Genomic DNA, 16,818 nt, shown 5'->3' with positions numbered 1-16,818 from the left:
AGAAAAAGCTTTGAGTTTTTAGTGTTGAGTATTGAGTTGCCTGGAAGAGGGTGTCGAGCCGCTCTGGTCCCAGGCGAAAGTACAGTCAAGCCTGGAAAGCACATAGATCATACCCTGCTCTCCATCACCGATCATCATCGACAAGGGGCTGTTGGTATTGAATTTATGGCTGCGCTGGCGCAGCCAACGCTTACCCATGCCCGGGTTGGTGGGATAGGTGGTACGCAATGCGTCATCGATACGTACAAGGTACTCCACCCGGCGCATGAGGTCGGGGCTATCGGGTAGCGGCTTATTGTAGCGATACTGGGCAAAATGGCGCGCCTTTCCCTGCATATCCAGCAATGCCATGATCTCTTCGGTATGCAGACCCCAGCCTTCGAACATATTCATCACGCCTCGAGTGATTTCCAGTCGGTCACTCAAGCTCCTGCCAACACTGGTATCTTCAGCAGCTGTCATACTCCACCCAATTCCCTACAAAATAACTTGGTTAAGGAGCATAGCACGATTCCCATACCTAAACCCCGAGATAATTCAGGGTTTACTCCACAGGGCTTGCCACCAACGCTTGCGGTTCTTCGGCACAAGCGTGGCTGGCAGATCCACGGGGGGCAATTTGCTCAGTATCCAACCAGGTAGAGGCGGGTTGTCGCTATAGCCACAGGAGACACCCAGGTTATTCGGATCATAGATTTTGATGAAAGCTGGCTGTTGAAGATTATCCGCATAGACGATGCCGCAATACTCCTCGTTATGTTCATTGCGCAAAAGCTCATCTATGCCTTCGATGAACTTTAGCATCATCTCTGCATCGGCAGCCGATGTGGGTGGAGGCTCGCCTATGGCATAGATATACCAGCCACCATCGGCATCATCCATCAGCACCTGCCATAAGTCGTCCAACTGGTGCCACCTCAAGGTTGAGGTGAAACTCCCCTTGAAGGCTTGCAGATAGGTAACTGGTGCGTTCACGGAAGCCACCCCGGTGTCACGATTATTCCTGTGGTTGTGCCAATCTTACTTGGTTTACCTTGAGATCTCATTGATCAACACCTTGCTTGTTCCGTTTTTATTGACATTTTTTTTAGGGCTTATTACAGCATTAGGTATAATGGAATTTTGCATGCCCGGCCCGTGAAATGAATAAAACTAGCAATACACTCTTCGAATCCAGCTTAAACCTGAAGTTGCTCAATCGGGGCAAGGTTCGTGACATCTATGAGGTGGATGAGGATCACCTGCTGATTGTCACCACCGACCGGCTGTCAGCGTTTGATGTGGTGTTGCCACAACCCATACCCGGTAAGGGGGAGGTATTGACCAGGGTGGCAAACTTCTGGTTCAACCGCAGCCGCCATATCGTACCCAACCATCTCACGGATATCCCCCTGGAGAAGATTGTAACAGACCCTGTGCAGCGGGAAATCCTGGGGGATCGCTGGATGCTGGTGGAGAGATTAAAACCACTCCCGGTGGAGGCAATCGTCAGGGGTTACCTGATCGGGTCTGGATGGAAGGACTATCAGCAATCCGGCAGTGTATGTGGTATTCCTCTACCTGAGGGGTTGCAACAGGCCGCCAAGCTGCCGCAGCCAATCTTCACCCCCTCAACCAAAGCGGAGGTCGGCGGTCATGATGTTAATATCTCATTTGAACAGGCAGAGGCGCTGCTAGGGAAAGATGTTGCCAGTCAGGTCCGGGATCTAAGCCTGGAAATCTATAATCAGGCTGCTGACTACGCCCAGGAAAGAGGTATTATTATCGCAGACACGAAATTTGAGTTTGGCGTCGATGGAGAAGGGACCATCCATCTTATCGATGAAGTCTTGACACCCGATTCGTCTCGCTTCTGGCCGGCAAGTTCGTATCGCCCTGGATGCAGTCCTCCCAGCTTTGACAAACAGTTCGTAAGAGACTATCTGGAGACACTCGATTGGGATAAAACCCCACCCGGCCCTGAGTTACCTCAAGAGATAATCGTCAAAACGGCAGAAAAATATCAAGAGGCGGAGAAGCGCCTGACAGGTAATTGGGAAAAACAATAGTACAGCAGCTTTTCATGAATTTGATTCGTCACAGGCATCAATTTTTCTGATATCTTGCCGCTTCATTTATAACAAGGGTAACTTTAGGTTACATGATCATGCATTTAGACAGAATCGACTGACTCGGAAATTGTGGTGTAACTCATTGTCTGGTATGTCAGTAATCAATATAAAATCTGCACGGGTGGTAATCTATACCACACTGAGATGCCCCCATTGCCAGCATCTCAAGCGATGGTTAAAAAGGAAAAAGGTTCCTTTTTTGGATTTCAATGTGGGTAAACCGGGAAAAATGCAGAAACAATTCTTCGAGATCGGGGGTCAGAGTGTACCTCTGATAGTTATCGGCGATGAGAAGTTCGTAGGCTTCAACCCTAATCAACTCAAACGGGTGCTGCATAAGGAGGGGTTGTTGTAGAGCTTAGGGTTTTGGTTCTCGGCACAATTGTAAAAGGGGGCGTTAGCCCCCTTTTTTAGTTTTTCCAAGCACTCGATCTGATCAATTCACCTTCGGATCGAGTTCTCCGCTCGCATAGCGTGTTTGCATACCTTCCAGGGAGATAGGCGTGATCTTGTCCGCCATACCGGCCGAACCGAAGGCTTCGTAGCGGGCCTTACATATCCCCGACATCGCTTTGGTGGCCTCTTTGAGAAATTTACGCGGATCGAAATTGGCCTTGTTGTCATTCAGGTGCTTACGGATCGACCCGGTGGACGCCATGCGCAGATCGGTATCGATGTTGACCTTGACCACACCATGCTTGATACCCTCGACAATCTCCTCGACCGGCACACCATAGGTCTCACCCATGTCACCACCATATTCGTTGATGATCGCCAGCCAGTCCTGAGGCACCGATGAGGAGCCGTGCATGACCAGGTGGGTATCCGGAATACGCGCATGGATCTCCTTCACCCGGTCGATGGCGAGGATGTCGCCTGTGGGTGGACGGGTAAACTTGTATGCGCCGTGGGAGGTTCCGATGGCAATGGCCAGGGCGTCGACACCGGTCTTCTTGACGAAATCGGCCGCTTCATCGGGATCGGTCAATAACTGACTGTGGTCCAGGGTACCCTCGGCACCTATACCATCCTCTTCACCGGCCTGACCGGTCTCCAGGGAACCCAGGCAACCCAGCTCACCCTCTACCGAGACACCACCGGCGTGGGCCATATCGACCACGGTTTTAGTCACATCCACATTGTAGTCATAGGAGGATGGGGTTTTACCGTCGGTCATCAATGAACCATCCATCATCACTGAAGAGAAGCCCGATTGAATGGAACGCAGGCAAACCGATGGGGATGTACCGTGATCCTGGTGCATACATACAGGGATGTGGGGATACATCTCAGTAGCAGCGATGATCAGGTGGCGCAGGAAGGGTTCTCCCGCATAGGAGCGAGCTCCGGCGGAACCCTGCAGGATAACAGGGCTTTTGACTGCATCAGCAGCCTGCATGATGGCATGCACCTGTTCCATATTATTCACATTGAACGCCGGCAGACCGTAGCCGTTTTCCGCGGCATGGTCGAGAAGTTGGCGCAGGGAAATCAGAGCCATGATAGCCTCCTTGGTTTTGTGTCTATAGTCATTTCAATTGTCGATGACCCCGTTGGTCAGTGTCACCTTTTAACCGTGTCGTCAGCAAGTACATGTTCACCGACACGCATCACTTTCATAATATTGGTTTGCCCTTCCACTCCGGAGCGATCACCCTTTGTGATGATCACCAAGTCACTCTCCCGAACCTCACCTCGACGCAACAGTTCATCGATCACCTCTTCATTGACCAGATCGACATTGGTACTGGCGACATCGAAACTCACAGGGTAGACCCCACGATAGAGAGTGACCTTACGTCTTGTACGCACATGGCGAGTCAGGGCGTAGATGGGAATATCGGAGCTGATACGCGACATCCATTTGACCGTTGAGCCCGATTCGGTCAACGCGGCAATCCCCTTTACACCCAAATGGTTGGCAGTATACATGGTAGCCATGGCGATCGCTTCGTCGACACGCCCGAACACGCTGTCGATTCTATGGTGAGAACGCCTTGCGGTTTGATGTTTTTCCGCCTCGTAGCAGACCCTATCCATGGCCTCGACAACCTTGTGGGGAAATTTACCCACAGAGGTCTCGGCGGATAGCATCACCGCATCGGTACCATCCATCACCGCATTCGCCACATCGAATACCTCAGCCCGGGTCGGGATGGGACTCTCGATCATCGACTGCATCATCTGGGTCGCAGTGATCACCACACAGTTCAACTCCCGTGCGGTCTTGATCAGCTCCTTCTGCACCGCGGGCAGCTCCGCATCACCGATCTCAACACCCAGGTCGCCGCGGGCAACCATGATGGCATCTGAGGCTTGAATAATCTCATCAAGGCTGTCCAGCGCCTCGGCACGCTCGATCTTGGCAATGATACCACCGGTACCACCGGCCTCCACCAGGAGACGGCGCGCCTCAGTCACATCCTCACCATTGCGCACAAAGGAGACAGCCAGGTAGTCGACATCGATTTCAGCCGCAAACCTGATATCGTCCCGGTCCTTATCGGTCAATGCCGGGGCAGAAAGTCCGCCGCCCTGCTTGTTGATGCCCTTGTTGTTGGAGAGCTTACCGCCCACGACCACCTTGCAGCGAATCTCCTGGCCCTCGACTTCGGAGACCCAAAGCACGATCGCACCATCATCCAGCAGCAGGGTATCGCCACGTGCAACATCCCCCACCAGCTCCGGATAGGTCAATCCGACCCGCTGCTGATCACCGGCATCCTGGGCGCAACCGGCATCGAGGATGAATATATCGTCTTCACTAAGGGTGACTGCGCCCGACCTGAATCGGCCGATACGTATCTTCGGTCCCTGTAGATCGGCCAAGACTCCAATCTGCCGTCCACATGCGCGGGCTCGATTCCGAATCCTGTCAGCCCGCTGGCGCTGCGAGTCATGATGATCATGGGAAAGATTGAGGCGGACCACATCAACCCCGGCATGGATGACTTTATCGAGCACCTTGGGATCGTCGGTCGCCGGCCCCAGGGTTGCTACAATTTTTGTTCGTCTTGGCATAAAAATCCAGCTACATGCTCAACGCATAAAAAAACCGGCTGAACTTGAGATCAGCCATTATCAATTGCTTCTCTTGCTTACTCAGCCGCGCGTGCTTCAAGCATGGCCACTGCAGGCAGGGTCTTACCTTCCAGATATTCAAGGAAGGCGCCGCCTGCTGTGGAGATGTAAGAGACCTTGTCATAAATGTCATACTTTTGAATGGCGGCAATGGTGTCACCACCACCGGCGAGGGAGAAACCGGCGGAGTTGGCAATGGCCATGGATACGGTTTTGGTGCCCTCGCCAAACTGATCGAATTCGAAAACCCCAACCGGTCCATTCCAGACAATGGTGCCTGCCTGTTTGATGATCTCAGCCAATTCATTGGCGCTGTCAGGCCCGATATCGAAAATCATCTCATCATCGGCGACTTCATCAGCCGACTTCAATACAGCAGGTTCCTCTTCGGCGAAATTCTTGCCCACCACCACATCGGTAGCGATCGGTATATTCGCGCCACGACCCTTCATCTTTTCTATCAATGCCTGAGCGGTGGGTACCAGGTCGTCCTCACACAGTGATTTTCCCACATTGTTTCCCATCGCCTTGAGGAAGGTGTTGGCAATACCGCCACCCACCACCAGTTGATCCACCTTTTCCGACAAGGCCTCGAGTACGGTCAGCTTGGTGGACACCTTGGATCCACCCACGATCGCCACCATCGGCCGGGCAGGATTCGCCAATGCCTTGGCAAGATTATCCAACTCGTCGGCCAACAACAGGCCGGCACAGGCGACTGGAGCAAATTTACCGGCACCATGGGTTGATGCCTGGGCCCGGTGAGCTGTACCGAAGGCATCCATCACAAATACATCACATAGGGCGGCGTACTTTTTCGCCAGCTCTTCATTGTCTTTCTTCTCCCCGGCATTGAAGCGGACATTCTCGAACAACACCACCTCGCCTTCTGCCACATCCGGAGTACTCTCAAGATAGTCCTTGACCAGGCGGACCTGTTTACCCAACTTGGCAGACATATCGTCAGCGATGGGTTGCATGGAGTTCTCGGCGTCCACCTCACCCTCGGTGGGGCGACCCCGATGTGACATTACCTGTACCTTGGCACCTGCCTTTGCGCAGTGCTCGATGGTCGGCATGGAGGCGGTGATACGGGCATCCGATGTGACTTTACCGTCTTTGACGGGGACATTGAGATCGGCACGAATCAAGACACGCTTACCAGCGAGGTCGAGGTCGGTCAACTTGATGAAAGACATTACGAACTCCTAGGTCAATTATAATTTTGCAGTGTGAATTTTGAATTATGAATTCTTGACAATTTGGTTCGATAACCAGCTGTCATGTAAAAATCCATAATTCAAAATTCGGGGTATAAAAACATGGGGCGAGTCATACCCGCCCCATGCCGATGAGCTTTATTTGGCAACGTGCTCAACCATACGCAGCATATTGCAGGTATAGCCATATTCGTTGTCGTACCAGGAGACCACTTTGACAAAGGTGGAATCCAGCATGATGCCTGCACCTGAATCGAAGATGGAGGGGTTACCGCAACCGCGGAAATCGGTGGAGACCACCTTATCCTCGGTGTAGGCCAGCACACCGGCCAGGTCACCGGACTCGGAGGCTGCTTTCATGGCGGCGCAAATGTCTTCATAACTGGCGTCACCATTCAGTTCGACAGTCAAATCCACGACTGAGACATCCGAGGTGGGCACGCGGAAGGCCATGCCGGTCAGCTTGCCGTTCAGTTCGGGAAGCACCTTGCCCACGGCCTTGGCGGCGCCGGTGGAGGATGGAATGATGTTCTCCAGGATACCTCGGCCACCGCGCCAATCCTTCATGGAGGGCCCGTCAACGGTCTTCTGGGTGGCGGTTGCGGCATGCACGGTGGTCATCAGGCCACGCTTGATACCCCACTTGTCATTCAACACCTTGGCAACAGGGGCCAGGCAGTTGGTGGTGCAGGAAGCGGCTGAGACGATTGCCTGACCGGAGTAGGTGTTGTGGTTGACCCCATACACGAACATCGGTGTAGCGTCTTTCGAGGGAGCACTCTGTACGACCTTTTTCGCACCAGCGTCGATATGCTTCTGACAGGTCTCTTCGGTGAGGAAAAAACCGGTACATTCGATTACCAGATCGGCACCGATAGCATCCCATTTCAGGTTCGCCGGATCGCGCTCCGCGGTAAGACGGATTGTCTTGCCATTGACGACCATGTTGTTGCCGTCCACGGCAACGTCACCAGGGAAATTGCCATGTACTGAATCATATTTCAGCATGTAGGCCAGGTAATCAGGCTCCAGAAGATCATTGATACCTACGACTTCGATACCAGGAAAATCTTTGGCGATAGCGCGGAACGCCATACGGCCGATACGACCAAAACCATTGATACCTACTTTGATAGTCATTTCAGTTCTCCGTTTATTAATATGTAGAGTTGTAATCTATTTTGAATTGCTCTCCAGCGGGGCGCCCAAGACGCCCGCTGAATGTTATCAGGCAGAAACCTCGTTGATAGCCGCAGCCACATTTTCTGCGGTGAAGCCGAACTCTTTGAAAAGCTCTCCCGCCGGCGCTGATTCACCAAATCTGTTGATGCCAATCACCTTGCCATTCAGACCGACATACTTGTACCAGCCATCGGTGACAGCGGCTTCCACGGCGACTCGTGCGGTCACGTTAGAAGGCAATACTGACTCTTTGTAGGCGGCATCCTGCGCGTCGAACAGCTTGGTATTCGGCATCGAGACCACCCGCACATTCTTACCGGAATCGGCAGCACCCTGAACCGCGATGCCCACCTCGGAACCGGTTGCGATGACGATAGCATCGGGGGTGCCGTCGCAATCGCTGATCACGTAGCCGCCTTTCGCGATATTGGCAATCTGCTCATCGCTACGCACCTGGTGTGGGAGGCCCTGGCGGGAGAAGATGAGTGAGGTGGGACCATCACTCTTCTCAACAGCCGCCTTCCAGGCGACTGCAGTCTCAACTCCATCACAGGGACGCCATAGATCCATATTCGGGATCATACGCAGGGTGGGAATCTGCTCAATCGGCTGGTGAGTCGGACCATCTTCACCCAGACCGACGGAGTCGTGGGTATAGACAAAAATCGACCGCAGCTTCATCAACGCCGCCATGCGTAGCGCATTGCGGGCATACTCGGAGAACATCAGGAAGGTGCCGCCATAGGGAATGAATCCACCATGTAGTGCGACACCATTCATAATCGCGGACATGCCAAACTCACGCACACCGTACGACAGATAGTTACCATCGGTATTACCATCCGTGATCGCACTGGAACCGGACCAGGCGGTCAGATTGGAGGGAGTCAGGTCGGCAGAACCACCCAGAAACTCGGGCAACAGGGGACCATAGCCGTTGAGTGCATTTTGCGATGCCTTACGGGTCGCAGGTGACTCGGCCTTGGTATTCACCTCGGCGATGAATTTGGCTGTCTCCTCGGCCCAATTCTCCGGAAGCTCCCCAGCCATACGCCGTTTGAACTCAGCGGCCAGTTCATGATGCACCGCCTCATAGGAGGCAAACTGCTCATTCCATGCAGCCTCGGCACTGGCGCCGGCACTCTTCGCATCCCAGCCGGCATAGATCTCATCGGGTACCACGAATGGCTCGTGGGCCCATCCCAGCTGTTCACGGGTAGCGACAATCTCATCGGTGCCCAATGGAGCACCATGGCAGTCATGGCTCCCCGCAAGATTCGGCGAGCCGAATCCGATGGTGGTTTTGCAACAGATCAGGGATGGCTTGTCGCTCATCCCCTTGGCCGCCTCGATCGCCTGATCGATAGCATCCGCATCATGGCCATCCACATCGCGAATCACGTGCCAACCGTAGGCTTCAAAACGGCTGGGGGTATCATCAGTGAACCAACCCTCGGTCTCACCATCGATACTGATACCGTTGTCGTCCCAGAAGGCGACCAGCTTACCCAGACCCAGGGTGCCCGCGAGGGAACAGGCCTCATGGGAGATACCCTCCATCATGCAGCCATCACCGAGGAACACGTAGGTGTTGTGATCGACGATAGCATGTCCTGGTTTGTTGAATTGAGCCGCGAGGGTCTTTTCCGCCAGGGCCATGCCGATCGCATTGGTAATACCCTGCCCCAGGGGACCGGTTGTGGTCTCCACGCCCGGGGCATAACCGTACTCCGGGTGACCCGGGGTCTTGGAATGCAGCTGACGGAAGCTCTTCAGATCATCGATGCCAAGCTCATAGCCGGTCAAGTGCAGCAGTGAGTAGATAAGCATTGAACCATGACCGTTGGAGAGAACAAAGCGGTCACGATCCGCCCAGTCCGGGTTTGCCGGATTGTGCTTCATGTGGTTATTCCACAGTACCTCTGCGATATCGGCCATACCCATGGGCGCACCCGGATGGCCTGAATTGGCTTTCTGCACGGCGTCCATACTCAGAGCGCGTATGGCATTGGCGAGTTCTCTTCGTGAGGACATTGACCCCTCCTGATTAGAATTAGTTAGTAGTCTGTATCTGTCGGACAAAAGTAATAGTGTGGCAAGCCACTGAATTCGTTATCAATAAACCCCTTTATGACATCCGTCCGCCTGGCTGTTTCGCAGCGAACCGGGATGTAGACTCCTATTGCTCAACCGAACCCCGGAAGGGCAAAAGGTCAGCTATTCTGACCTAAGCCCCTTACCTGGGCAAAGCAGCTGACTTTACGGGGCAATAAGCTGACTTGATGAATAAACTCTAATATCCTAATAAACCAAGTATTTTCAATCAGTTGGCCCTTATCTCCACTTTATTGAGCAGCCCATGCTGGGTATTTGCTCCTGGGGTCCTCGACCGGTCTCGGCCACTGATTTCATGGCTTCGAAAAGATCCCTTCTAACATCGGCGGGTGCGGCCTCTTTACGACTCGCATCCAGGCGACCCCGATACTGCAGCTCCAGCGCTGTGTTGTAACCGAAGAAATCGGGGGTGCAGACGGCACCATAGGCCTTGGCGACGGCCTGGGTCTCATCAAACAGATAGGGGAATGGAAAACCCATCTGGTCGGCAACCCGTTTCATATTCTCGAATGAGTCCTCCGCATACTCGGCTGGATCATTCGACATGATTGCCACTGAATTGATGCCCAGTTGAGCTAACTCACTGGTATCCCTGACAATACGCTGCTGCACAGCCTTAACATAGGGGCAGTGATTGCAGATGAACATCACCAGCAAGCCACGTTCCCCTGCACACTGCTGCAGGGACCAATCCCGGCCATCTACGCCGGGAAGCAGAAAATCTGGGGCCGGTGCGCCAAAGTCACAAATTGGAGTCTCTAAGGAAACCATCATTAATCCCTTCAATAATCTGAATTGATTGTGGGGTGGGGCATTATGCAAAAAGCAGGCTGATGTGTAAAATCCTCTTTTCCTGAAAGCCGGCATAACCCATACGAGGCTTGAAAGCCGACGTCATGGGATAGCGGAAAAACCAATTACGTACACCTGTTGAAGTTTAAGGAAAATTAATGGCTAGAGATTTTATTTTTACATCTGAATCAGTCTCTGAGGGTCACCCGGACAAAGTTGCCGATCAAATCTCGGATGCCATGCTGGATGCTATTTTGCAAACCGATCCCAACCCGGATAGGGCAAGGGTGGCCTGCGAAACATTGATCAAGACCGGTGCCGTCATCGTCGCCGGCGAGATTACCACCGAGGCCTGGATCGACCTGGATGAACTGGTGAGAAAGGTCGTTTGTGATATCGGCTACACCAGCTCCGATGTGGGCTTTGACGGCTCCACCTGTGCGGTCATGTCACTGATCGGTAAACAATCCGGCGATATTGCCCAGGGTGTTGATCGAACCAGTCCTGAAGAGCAGGGTGCGGGAGATCAGGGCATGATGTTCGGCTATGCCACCAACGAGACAGACGTACTGATGCCGGCGCCGATCACCTATGCCCACCGGTTGGTGCAGCGGCAATCGGAGATTCGCAAGGCCGGCATCCTGCCCTGGCTGCGTCCGGACGCCAAGAGCCAGGTCACGCTGCGCTATGAAGATGGCAGGGTCAGTGGTATCGGCGCAGTGGTACTATCGACCCAGCATGACCCGGACATTGATAACGATCATCTGCGTGAAGCGGTCATGGAGAATATCATTCAGCCGGTTCTGCCAAAGGAGTGGCTGGATCGGTGTCCCCAGGAGAAGATCCATATCAACCCCACCGGCAGCTTTGTCATCGGCGGTCCCGTCGGCGATTGCGGCCTTACCGGACGCAAGATCATCGTCGATACCTATGGCGGCTCAGCACGGCATGGCGGCGGGGCATTTTCCGGCAAGGATCCATCCAAGGTTGATCGTTCCGCTGCCTACGCCGGCCGCTATGTGGCAAAAAACGTGGTTGCCGCCGGGCTTGCGGAGCGTTGTGAAATCCAGGTCTCCTATGCCATCGGTGTCGCTGAACCCACCTCCATCATGATAGAGACCTTCGGCACCGGGAAAATAGCCGATGAGAAGATTGCAGATCTGGTGCGCAGCCACTTCGACCTGCGTCCCTACGGAATCCTGAAAATGCTCGACCTGCTGAACAATGATCGTATCCAGTATCAGAAGACGGCAGCCTACGGTCATTTCGGCCGCGAAGACGAGGGATTCACCTGGGAGGTCACCGATAAGGCGGAGGTGCTGCGCGAAGACGCTGGTCTTTGATAATTTTGAATTGTTAATTTTGAATTGAATGAGCTCGCTGCGCTCGCGCTGTTGTTAAATGGTGTGGCGTTTCAAGTCAGCCGCACAAAGCGCGCTCGACAATTCAAAATTCAAAATTCATAATTCATAATTAACCTTTAACCTCCCCACCGAGGAGCGCTGCAACGGATCTATTATCCGCCAGGCTCGGAAGGGGAGATCACACTATGCAACCGCGCTCACTCACGATATTCAGGAGATGACTACCATGAGTGAGTTGACCAACAAAATCACCGATCCATCCAGCCAGTTTACCGACTACAAGATTGCCGACATATCCCTGGCCGAGTATGGTCGCCGTGAGATCGCCATCGCTGAAACCGAAATGCCCGGATTGATGGCGATCAGGGAGAAGTACGCCCCCCAACAACCCCTCAAGGGAGCCCGCATCACCGGCTCTCTGCATATGACCATCCAGACCGCGGTGCTCATCGAGACACTGGTTGCCCTTGGTGCCCAGGTTCGCTGGTGCTCCTGCAATATCTTCTCGACCCAGGACCATGCCGCAGCAGCGATCGCTGCCGAGGGCATACCTGTGTATGCCTGGAAGGGGGAGACACTGGAAGAGTATTGGTGGTGCACCGAGCAGGTACTCAACTGGCCGGATGGCGGCGCCCCCAATATGATCCTCGACGACGGCGGAGACGCCACCCTGCTGGTCCATAAAGGGGTTGAATTTGCCGATGCGGGTGCGGTGCCAGAACCTCAGGACGATGATCCCGAGGAGTGGCGTGTCATCCTTGGGGTGCTGAAACGCAGCCTGGAAGAGGACCCCAAGCGCTATCACCGCATGGCGGAATCGATCAAGGGCGTCACCGAGGAGACCACAACCGGTGTGCATCGCCTCTATCAGATGATGGAACAGGGCACCCTGCTGTTTCCGGCCATGAACGTCAACGATTCGGTCACGAAATCGAAATTCGACAACCTCTACGGTTGCCGCGAATCCCTGGTGGACGGAATCAAACGCGCCACCGATGTCATGATTGCGGGAAAGATCGCCGTGATCGCCGGTTACGGTGATGTCGGCAAGGGTTGTGCGCAGTCACTGCGGGGACTTGGCGCTACCGTGTGGGTGACCGAGATCGACCCTATCTGCGCCCTGCAGGCCGCGATGGAAGGCTATCGTGTTGTCACCATGGAAGAGGCGGCGCCATTGGGTGACATATTTGTCACCACCACCGGCAACTTCAAGATCATCACCCACGATCATATGGCAGCGATGAAGAACCAATCCATCGTCTGCAACATCGGTCATTTCGACAACGAGATAGACATTGCGGGAATACGCCACTACACCTGGGAGGAGATCAAGCCACAGGTACACCATGTCATCTTCCCGGATGGCAAACGGATCATCCTGCTGGCAGAGGGCAGACTGGTCAATCTGGGTTGCGCCACAGGACATCCCAGCTTCGTCATGTCCAACTCATTTTCCAACCAGGTTTTGGCTCAAATCGAGTTTTTCACCCGGTCGGAAAACTATAAAAACGAGGTCTACGTGTTACCCAAGAAGCTCGATGAAGAGGTAGCCAGGCTCCATCTGGACAAAATTGGCGCCCAATTGACGACCCTCTCCCAAGAGCAGGCTGACTACATCGGCGTGCCGGTTGAAGGACCGTACAAACCCGACCACTATCGCTATTGAATGTGGAAAAGAACCGGAAGCTGCCGCTTCCGGTTTCTGTCAACCTTAGGGATCAGGCCTTGCGCCACCCTATCCCGGCGGCTCGCATTTGCAGGTTAGAGCCACAGCCTGACAAGCTCTTTTTCCGGGATCGAAATCTCGTAACACGATAACGTCAAAAATAGTTAACCATGCATACAGAACATCAAAAACGGAATATTAGTTTTGAACTCTTCCCACCAAAGACAGAGAAGGGTTTTGAAAATCTGAAACACAGCGTGGCTGAACTGAAAGCCGAGCAGCCGGCTTACTTTTCAGTCACCTATGGCGCAGGCGGGTCCACTCAGAAGCGGACTTTCGATACCGTGAATTGGCTGATGGAGGAGCAGATCACCACGGCTCCGCACCTCTCATGTATCGGAGCCAGCCGGGAAGAGATCCTGGAGATTCTGGAATACTACAAGTCGATTGGCATTGGTCGTCTAGTTGCGCTGCGTGGCGATCTACCCTCTGGTACCGGATTGGGTGATCTCGGCGACCTGAGCCATGCCAATCAACTGGTAGCTCTGATCCAGGAGACCTATCCACAACAGTTTCATATCGAGGTTGCGGCCTATCCCGAGTTTCATCCCCAGGCAAGCAGCCCGCAACAGGATCTAAGCAATTTCAAGCTCAAGGTAGAGGCGGGAGCGGACAGTGCAATCACCCAATTTTTCTACAATGCCGATGCCTATTTTCGGTTTCTTGATAACTGCCAACAACTACAGATCGATATCCCCATCGTGCCTGGCATAATGCCTATCACCAACTTCACGCAACTGGCCCGTTTCTCGGATGCCTGCGGCACAGAGATTCCCCGTTGGTTGAGAAAACGACTCGAAGGATTCGGTGACGACCTGGAAGCCATTCGCGGCTATGGCAAAGATGTTGTCATCCAACTCTGTGAACGCCTATTGGCAGGGGGCGCACCTGGGCTGCACTTCTATACCATGAATCAGTCAAAGCCCACCCTGGATATCTGGCAGGCCCTAGGACGATAGACACTAAGTTGGGACTGTAAGCGGTCCCCCAAGACAGTGATTATTAAAGTTGGTTTTACACTGCTCGATGATTGCATCCAACATCTCCGGTTCAACCGGTTTGGTCAGAAAACCATCCATGCCCGCTTCCAAGCAATGATCAAACATCTCCTGCACAGTATTTGCGGTCAAGGCATAGATCGGCATATAGCGATGCTTTGGTTCTATGCTTCGATAACGCCGGGTAAACTCGAGGCCATCCACATTGGGCATGCGCAGATCGACAAAGGCCAGCTGATATTCATCATCAGCAACCGCTTGCAGCGCCTCACTACCATCCTTGGTGATTCTTACTCTATGTCCACGTTGGGTTAAGAGGGTTGAGATCACTTTTGCAGCAACCGCATTATCCTCGGCAAGCAGAATATTAATCCCCTGTCTCTCTACCGCATCCCCATCAGCCTGCAACCTGGTCTGTCGGTGATTCGACTTGATGCCCAAGGCGCGCATCGCCAGATATGCAAACTCCCTGGCGAGAAAGGGCTTGAATAGGGTATTTTCAGGATCTTTGCTAATCCCAAAATCATGCATGCAGCCACGATACCCTATCAGGATAACAGGTACTGTAGGGACTACGGCCTGCGCCTTGTAAAGAATCTCTTTTGTGGATGTATCCTGCAATGAGTCGCAAATCATCATCAACTCAACAGAGTTATCCAGGCTGGAGAGAAACTCACTCGGAAAGTTCGCTTTATGCACCTGCATACCGAACTCGCGAGCGACTTTACAATGCAGCTTCATTACCACCGGGTCCTGCTCATAGATAAGTATAGAGCGATCCTTCAGTTGCAAAAGTTCGTCCGCTTCCGCCTCTCCATCCCGCATCTGCAACGGCAGTCTGACACTGAAGGTGGATCCCTCACCCAGGCGGCTGACCACTTCCACCGTTCCACCCATAAGCCGAGTCAAATCGCGAACCACGGTGGTACCAAGACCCGCCCCCTCAAAACGACGCGCATTACCGATATCCGCTTGCCAGAAACTATCAAATACATAGTCCTGTCGCTCTAGTGCAATACCGATACCCGTATCCTCAACCTTAATCAGGATATGAGGTTGAGTTAACTCCCCATACTCCTCGACATAAACCAGCTCCAGATGGATATATCCCTTATCGGTAAACTTGATCGCATTACCTAGCAGGTTAAACAGTATTTGCGAAATACGCAGCTTGTCGCCAAGGAGTTCCTGTCGCACATTTGGATCGACCCAGCACAGCAGCTCAAGTTGCTTCTCATGGGCCGCATCAGCCAGACTCGATGAGACACTACTCACCAGACTCCGAATATCCAACCACTCGGGTATCAATTCAAGTTTATTGGCATCTATCTTGGAAAGATCGAGCACATCACTGATCAATGACTTTAACAGCTGAGCCGATGATTGAATCGAGTGGAGATACTCTTTCTGTTCAGTATCCAGCGGCGTCCCGTGCATTAAGCGGGTCATTCCAAGAACACCAATCAATGGGGTGCGCAACTCATGGGTCATGGTTGCCAAGAAATCCCCGCGTGCCTCTTTTGCCAACTCCGCCTCCTGTTTGGCAGCGTAGAGTTGGCGCATTAAGAAATATTGATAGAGAGGGATGACCACCAACAGGAAAAGAAAAAAGAAGGCATCGAAACCATGACTCTGCCAGGATTGCAGATAGATCAAAACCAGATTGTAAGCACTGAAATTCAGCACCCCAGCCGTGATTAATAATTTTTTGCCATATCTGGTCCCATAGGAGAGATAGATCCACAGGTAGATCAGATAGAATGGGCTGATTGCATCCGCTGTCAGGAGGATGGCCAAGCTGGTGGCACTGACATCGACAAGCAGCATTAACCCCTTTCTGTACCGAAGATCTGATCGGTAAACGATACTGATCAGCGCTGCCAGAAAAATGACAAAATAGCATCCGTAAAGGGTCAAATAGAGGGTTGTGTCGACGGCATAGTAAGCTGTGGTCGTAGCCAGCCACATAAACACGAGACTGAATAGCCAGATGGCCAATCTCACCAGTGCTTGTTGGTACTCTGAGTTCAAAAACAGACCGCTATTGAACGGTTTAATAAACATGTTTGTCGTCCCTTTCAATGCTCAAGCAATTCCATGCTAACAACCACTCACTCAACCCCTAGGGGTTTACTATTGGAGTAATATAATAGCAAGAATTAGGTTCTATTTTCATACCAGACAAGTTACTGATAATCCTGGAATAATAGAATCCACGCCGAATGTATG

At 52.9% G+C, this 16,818-nt stretch carries 14 protein-coding genes and 1 riboswitch; of the genes, 5 read left to right on the top strand and 9 right to left on the bottom strand.

Features of this window, described 5'->3' with window-relative positions:
- Positions 1 to 18: 18 nt before the first annotated feature.
- The gene (locus R2K28_RS04180) at positions 19 to 462 is read right to left on the bottom strand and encodes a DUF2384 domain-containing protein (RefSeq protein WP_316368128.1); all 444 of its coding nucleotides are present in this window, start codon (positions 460 to 462) and stop codon (positions 19 to 21) included.
- 75 nt (positions 463 to 537) lie between these two features.
- Positions 538 to 975 (bottom strand): hypothetical protein, encoded by a 438-nt coding sequence (locus tag R2K28_RS04175; protein ID WP_442871420.1) that lies wholly within the window; start codon positions 973 to 975, stop codon positions 538 to 540.
- Between the two features lie 167 nt (positions 976 to 1,142).
- Here R2K28_RS04175 and R2K28_RS04170 point away from each other — a divergent pair, with 167 nt between their 5' ends.
- Together R2K28_RS04170 and R2K28_RS04165 are read left to right on the top strand one after the other, a co-directional pair.
- Positions 1,143 to 2,048: a phosphoribosylaminoimidazolesuccinocarboxamide synthase gene (locus R2K28_RS04170; RefSeq protein ID WP_316368126.1), complete on the top strand. Its 906-nt coding sequence runs from the start codon at positions 1,143 to 1,145 to the stop codon at positions 2,046 to 2,048.
- A gap of 154 nt (positions 2,049 to 2,202) precedes the next feature.
- On the top strand, positions 2,203 to 2,466 hold the full coding sequence (locus R2K28_RS04165; protein ID WP_316369685.1) for a glutaredoxin family protein: 264 nt from the start codon (positions 2,203 to 2,205) through the stop codon (positions 2,464 to 2,466).
- 81 nt (positions 2,467 to 2,547) lie between these two features.
- Here R2K28_RS04165 and fba read toward each other — a convergent pair whose 3' ends face one another.
- From fba to R2K28_RS04135, 6 genes are all read right to left on the bottom strand, one after another.
- On the bottom strand, positions 2,548 to 3,612 hold the full coding sequence (gene fba, locus R2K28_RS04160; RefSeq protein ID WP_116445257.1) for a class II fructose-bisphosphate aldolase: 1,065 nt from the start codon (positions 3,610 to 3,612) through the stop codon (positions 2,548 to 2,550).
- A gap of 62 nt (positions 3,613 to 3,674) precedes the next feature.
- On the bottom strand, positions 3,675 to 5,132 hold the full coding sequence (gene pyk / locus R2K28_RS04155) for a pyruvate kinase (RefSeq protein WP_316368125.1): 1,458 nt from the start codon (positions 5,130 to 5,132) through the stop codon (positions 3,675 to 3,677).
- 77 nt (positions 5,133 to 5,209) lie between these two features.
- On the bottom strand, positions 5,210 to 6,391 hold the full coding sequence (locus R2K28_RS04150; RefSeq protein ID WP_116448539.1) for a phosphoglycerate kinase: 1,182 nt from the start codon (positions 6,389 to 6,391) through the stop codon (positions 5,210 to 5,212).
- Positions 6,392 to 6,550: 159 nt separating this feature from the next.
- Positions 6,551 to 7,552 (bottom strand): type I glyceraldehyde-3-phosphate dehydrogenase, encoded by a 1,002-nt coding sequence (gene gap, locus R2K28_RS04145; protein ID WP_316368124.1) that lies wholly within the window; start codon positions 7,550 to 7,552, stop codon positions 6,551 to 6,553.
- 87 nt (positions 7,553 to 7,639) lie between these two features.
- Positions 7,640 to 9,628, bottom strand: a complete 1,989-nt coding sequence (gene tkt / locus R2K28_RS04140; RefSeq protein ID WP_316368123.1) for a transketolase — start codon at positions 9,626 to 9,628, stop codon at positions 7,640 to 7,642.
- A gap of 300 nt (positions 9,629 to 9,928) precedes the next feature.
- A complete protein-coding gene (locus R2K28_RS04135) occupies positions 9,929 to 10,480 on the bottom strand; it encodes a thioredoxin family protein (protein WP_316369684.1) in 552 nt (183 codons plus the stop codon).
- A gap of 179 nt (positions 10,481 to 10,659) precedes the next feature.
- Between R2K28_RS04135 and metK the strand changes: the two genes are divergently transcribed.
- The 3 genes from metK to metF all read left to right on the top strand — a co-directional run bounded on the left by metK (position 10,660) and on the right by metF (position 14,550).
- Positions 10,660 to 11,844 (top strand): methionine adenosyltransferase, encoded by a 1,185-nt coding sequence (metK, locus tag R2K28_RS04130; protein ID WP_116445252.1) that lies wholly within the window; start codon positions 10,660 to 10,662, stop codon positions 11,842 to 11,844.
- 145 nt (positions 11,845 to 11,989) lie between these two features.
- A riboswitch (S-adenosyl-L-homocysteine riboswitch) is annotated at positions 11,990 to 12,071 on the top strand.
- Positions 12,072 to 12,091: 20 nt separating this feature from the next.
- Positions 12,092 to 13,531 (top strand): adenosylhomocysteinase, encoded by a 1,440-nt coding sequence (gene ahcY / locus R2K28_RS04125; protein ID WP_316368122.1) that lies wholly within the window; start codon positions 12,092 to 12,094, stop codon positions 13,529 to 13,531.
- A gap of 170 nt (positions 13,532 to 13,701) precedes the next feature.
- Positions 13,702 to 14,550 (top strand): methylenetetrahydrofolate reductase [NAD(P)H], encoded by an 849-nt coding sequence (gene metF / locus R2K28_RS04120; RefSeq protein ID WP_316368121.1) that lies wholly within the window; start codon positions 13,702 to 13,704, stop codon positions 14,548 to 14,550.
- Between the two features lie 3 nt (positions 14,551 to 14,553).
- On the opposite strand, the gene R2K28_RS04115 is transcribed toward metF, so the two are convergent.
- A complete protein-coding gene (locus R2K28_RS04115; RefSeq protein WP_316368120.1) occupies positions 14,554 to 16,653 on the bottom strand; it encodes a response regulator in 2,100 nt (699 codons plus the stop codon).
- Between the last annotated feature and the right edge of the window lie 165 nt (positions 16,654 to 16,818).

It is taken from the genome of Candidatus Thiodiazotropha sp. CDECU1 (assembly GCF_963455295.1).
GTDB lineage: Bacteria > Pseudomonadota > Gammaproteobacteria > Chromatiales > Chromatiaceae > Thiodiazotropha.
This window is presented reverse-complemented; position numbering and strand designations above follow the sequence as displayed.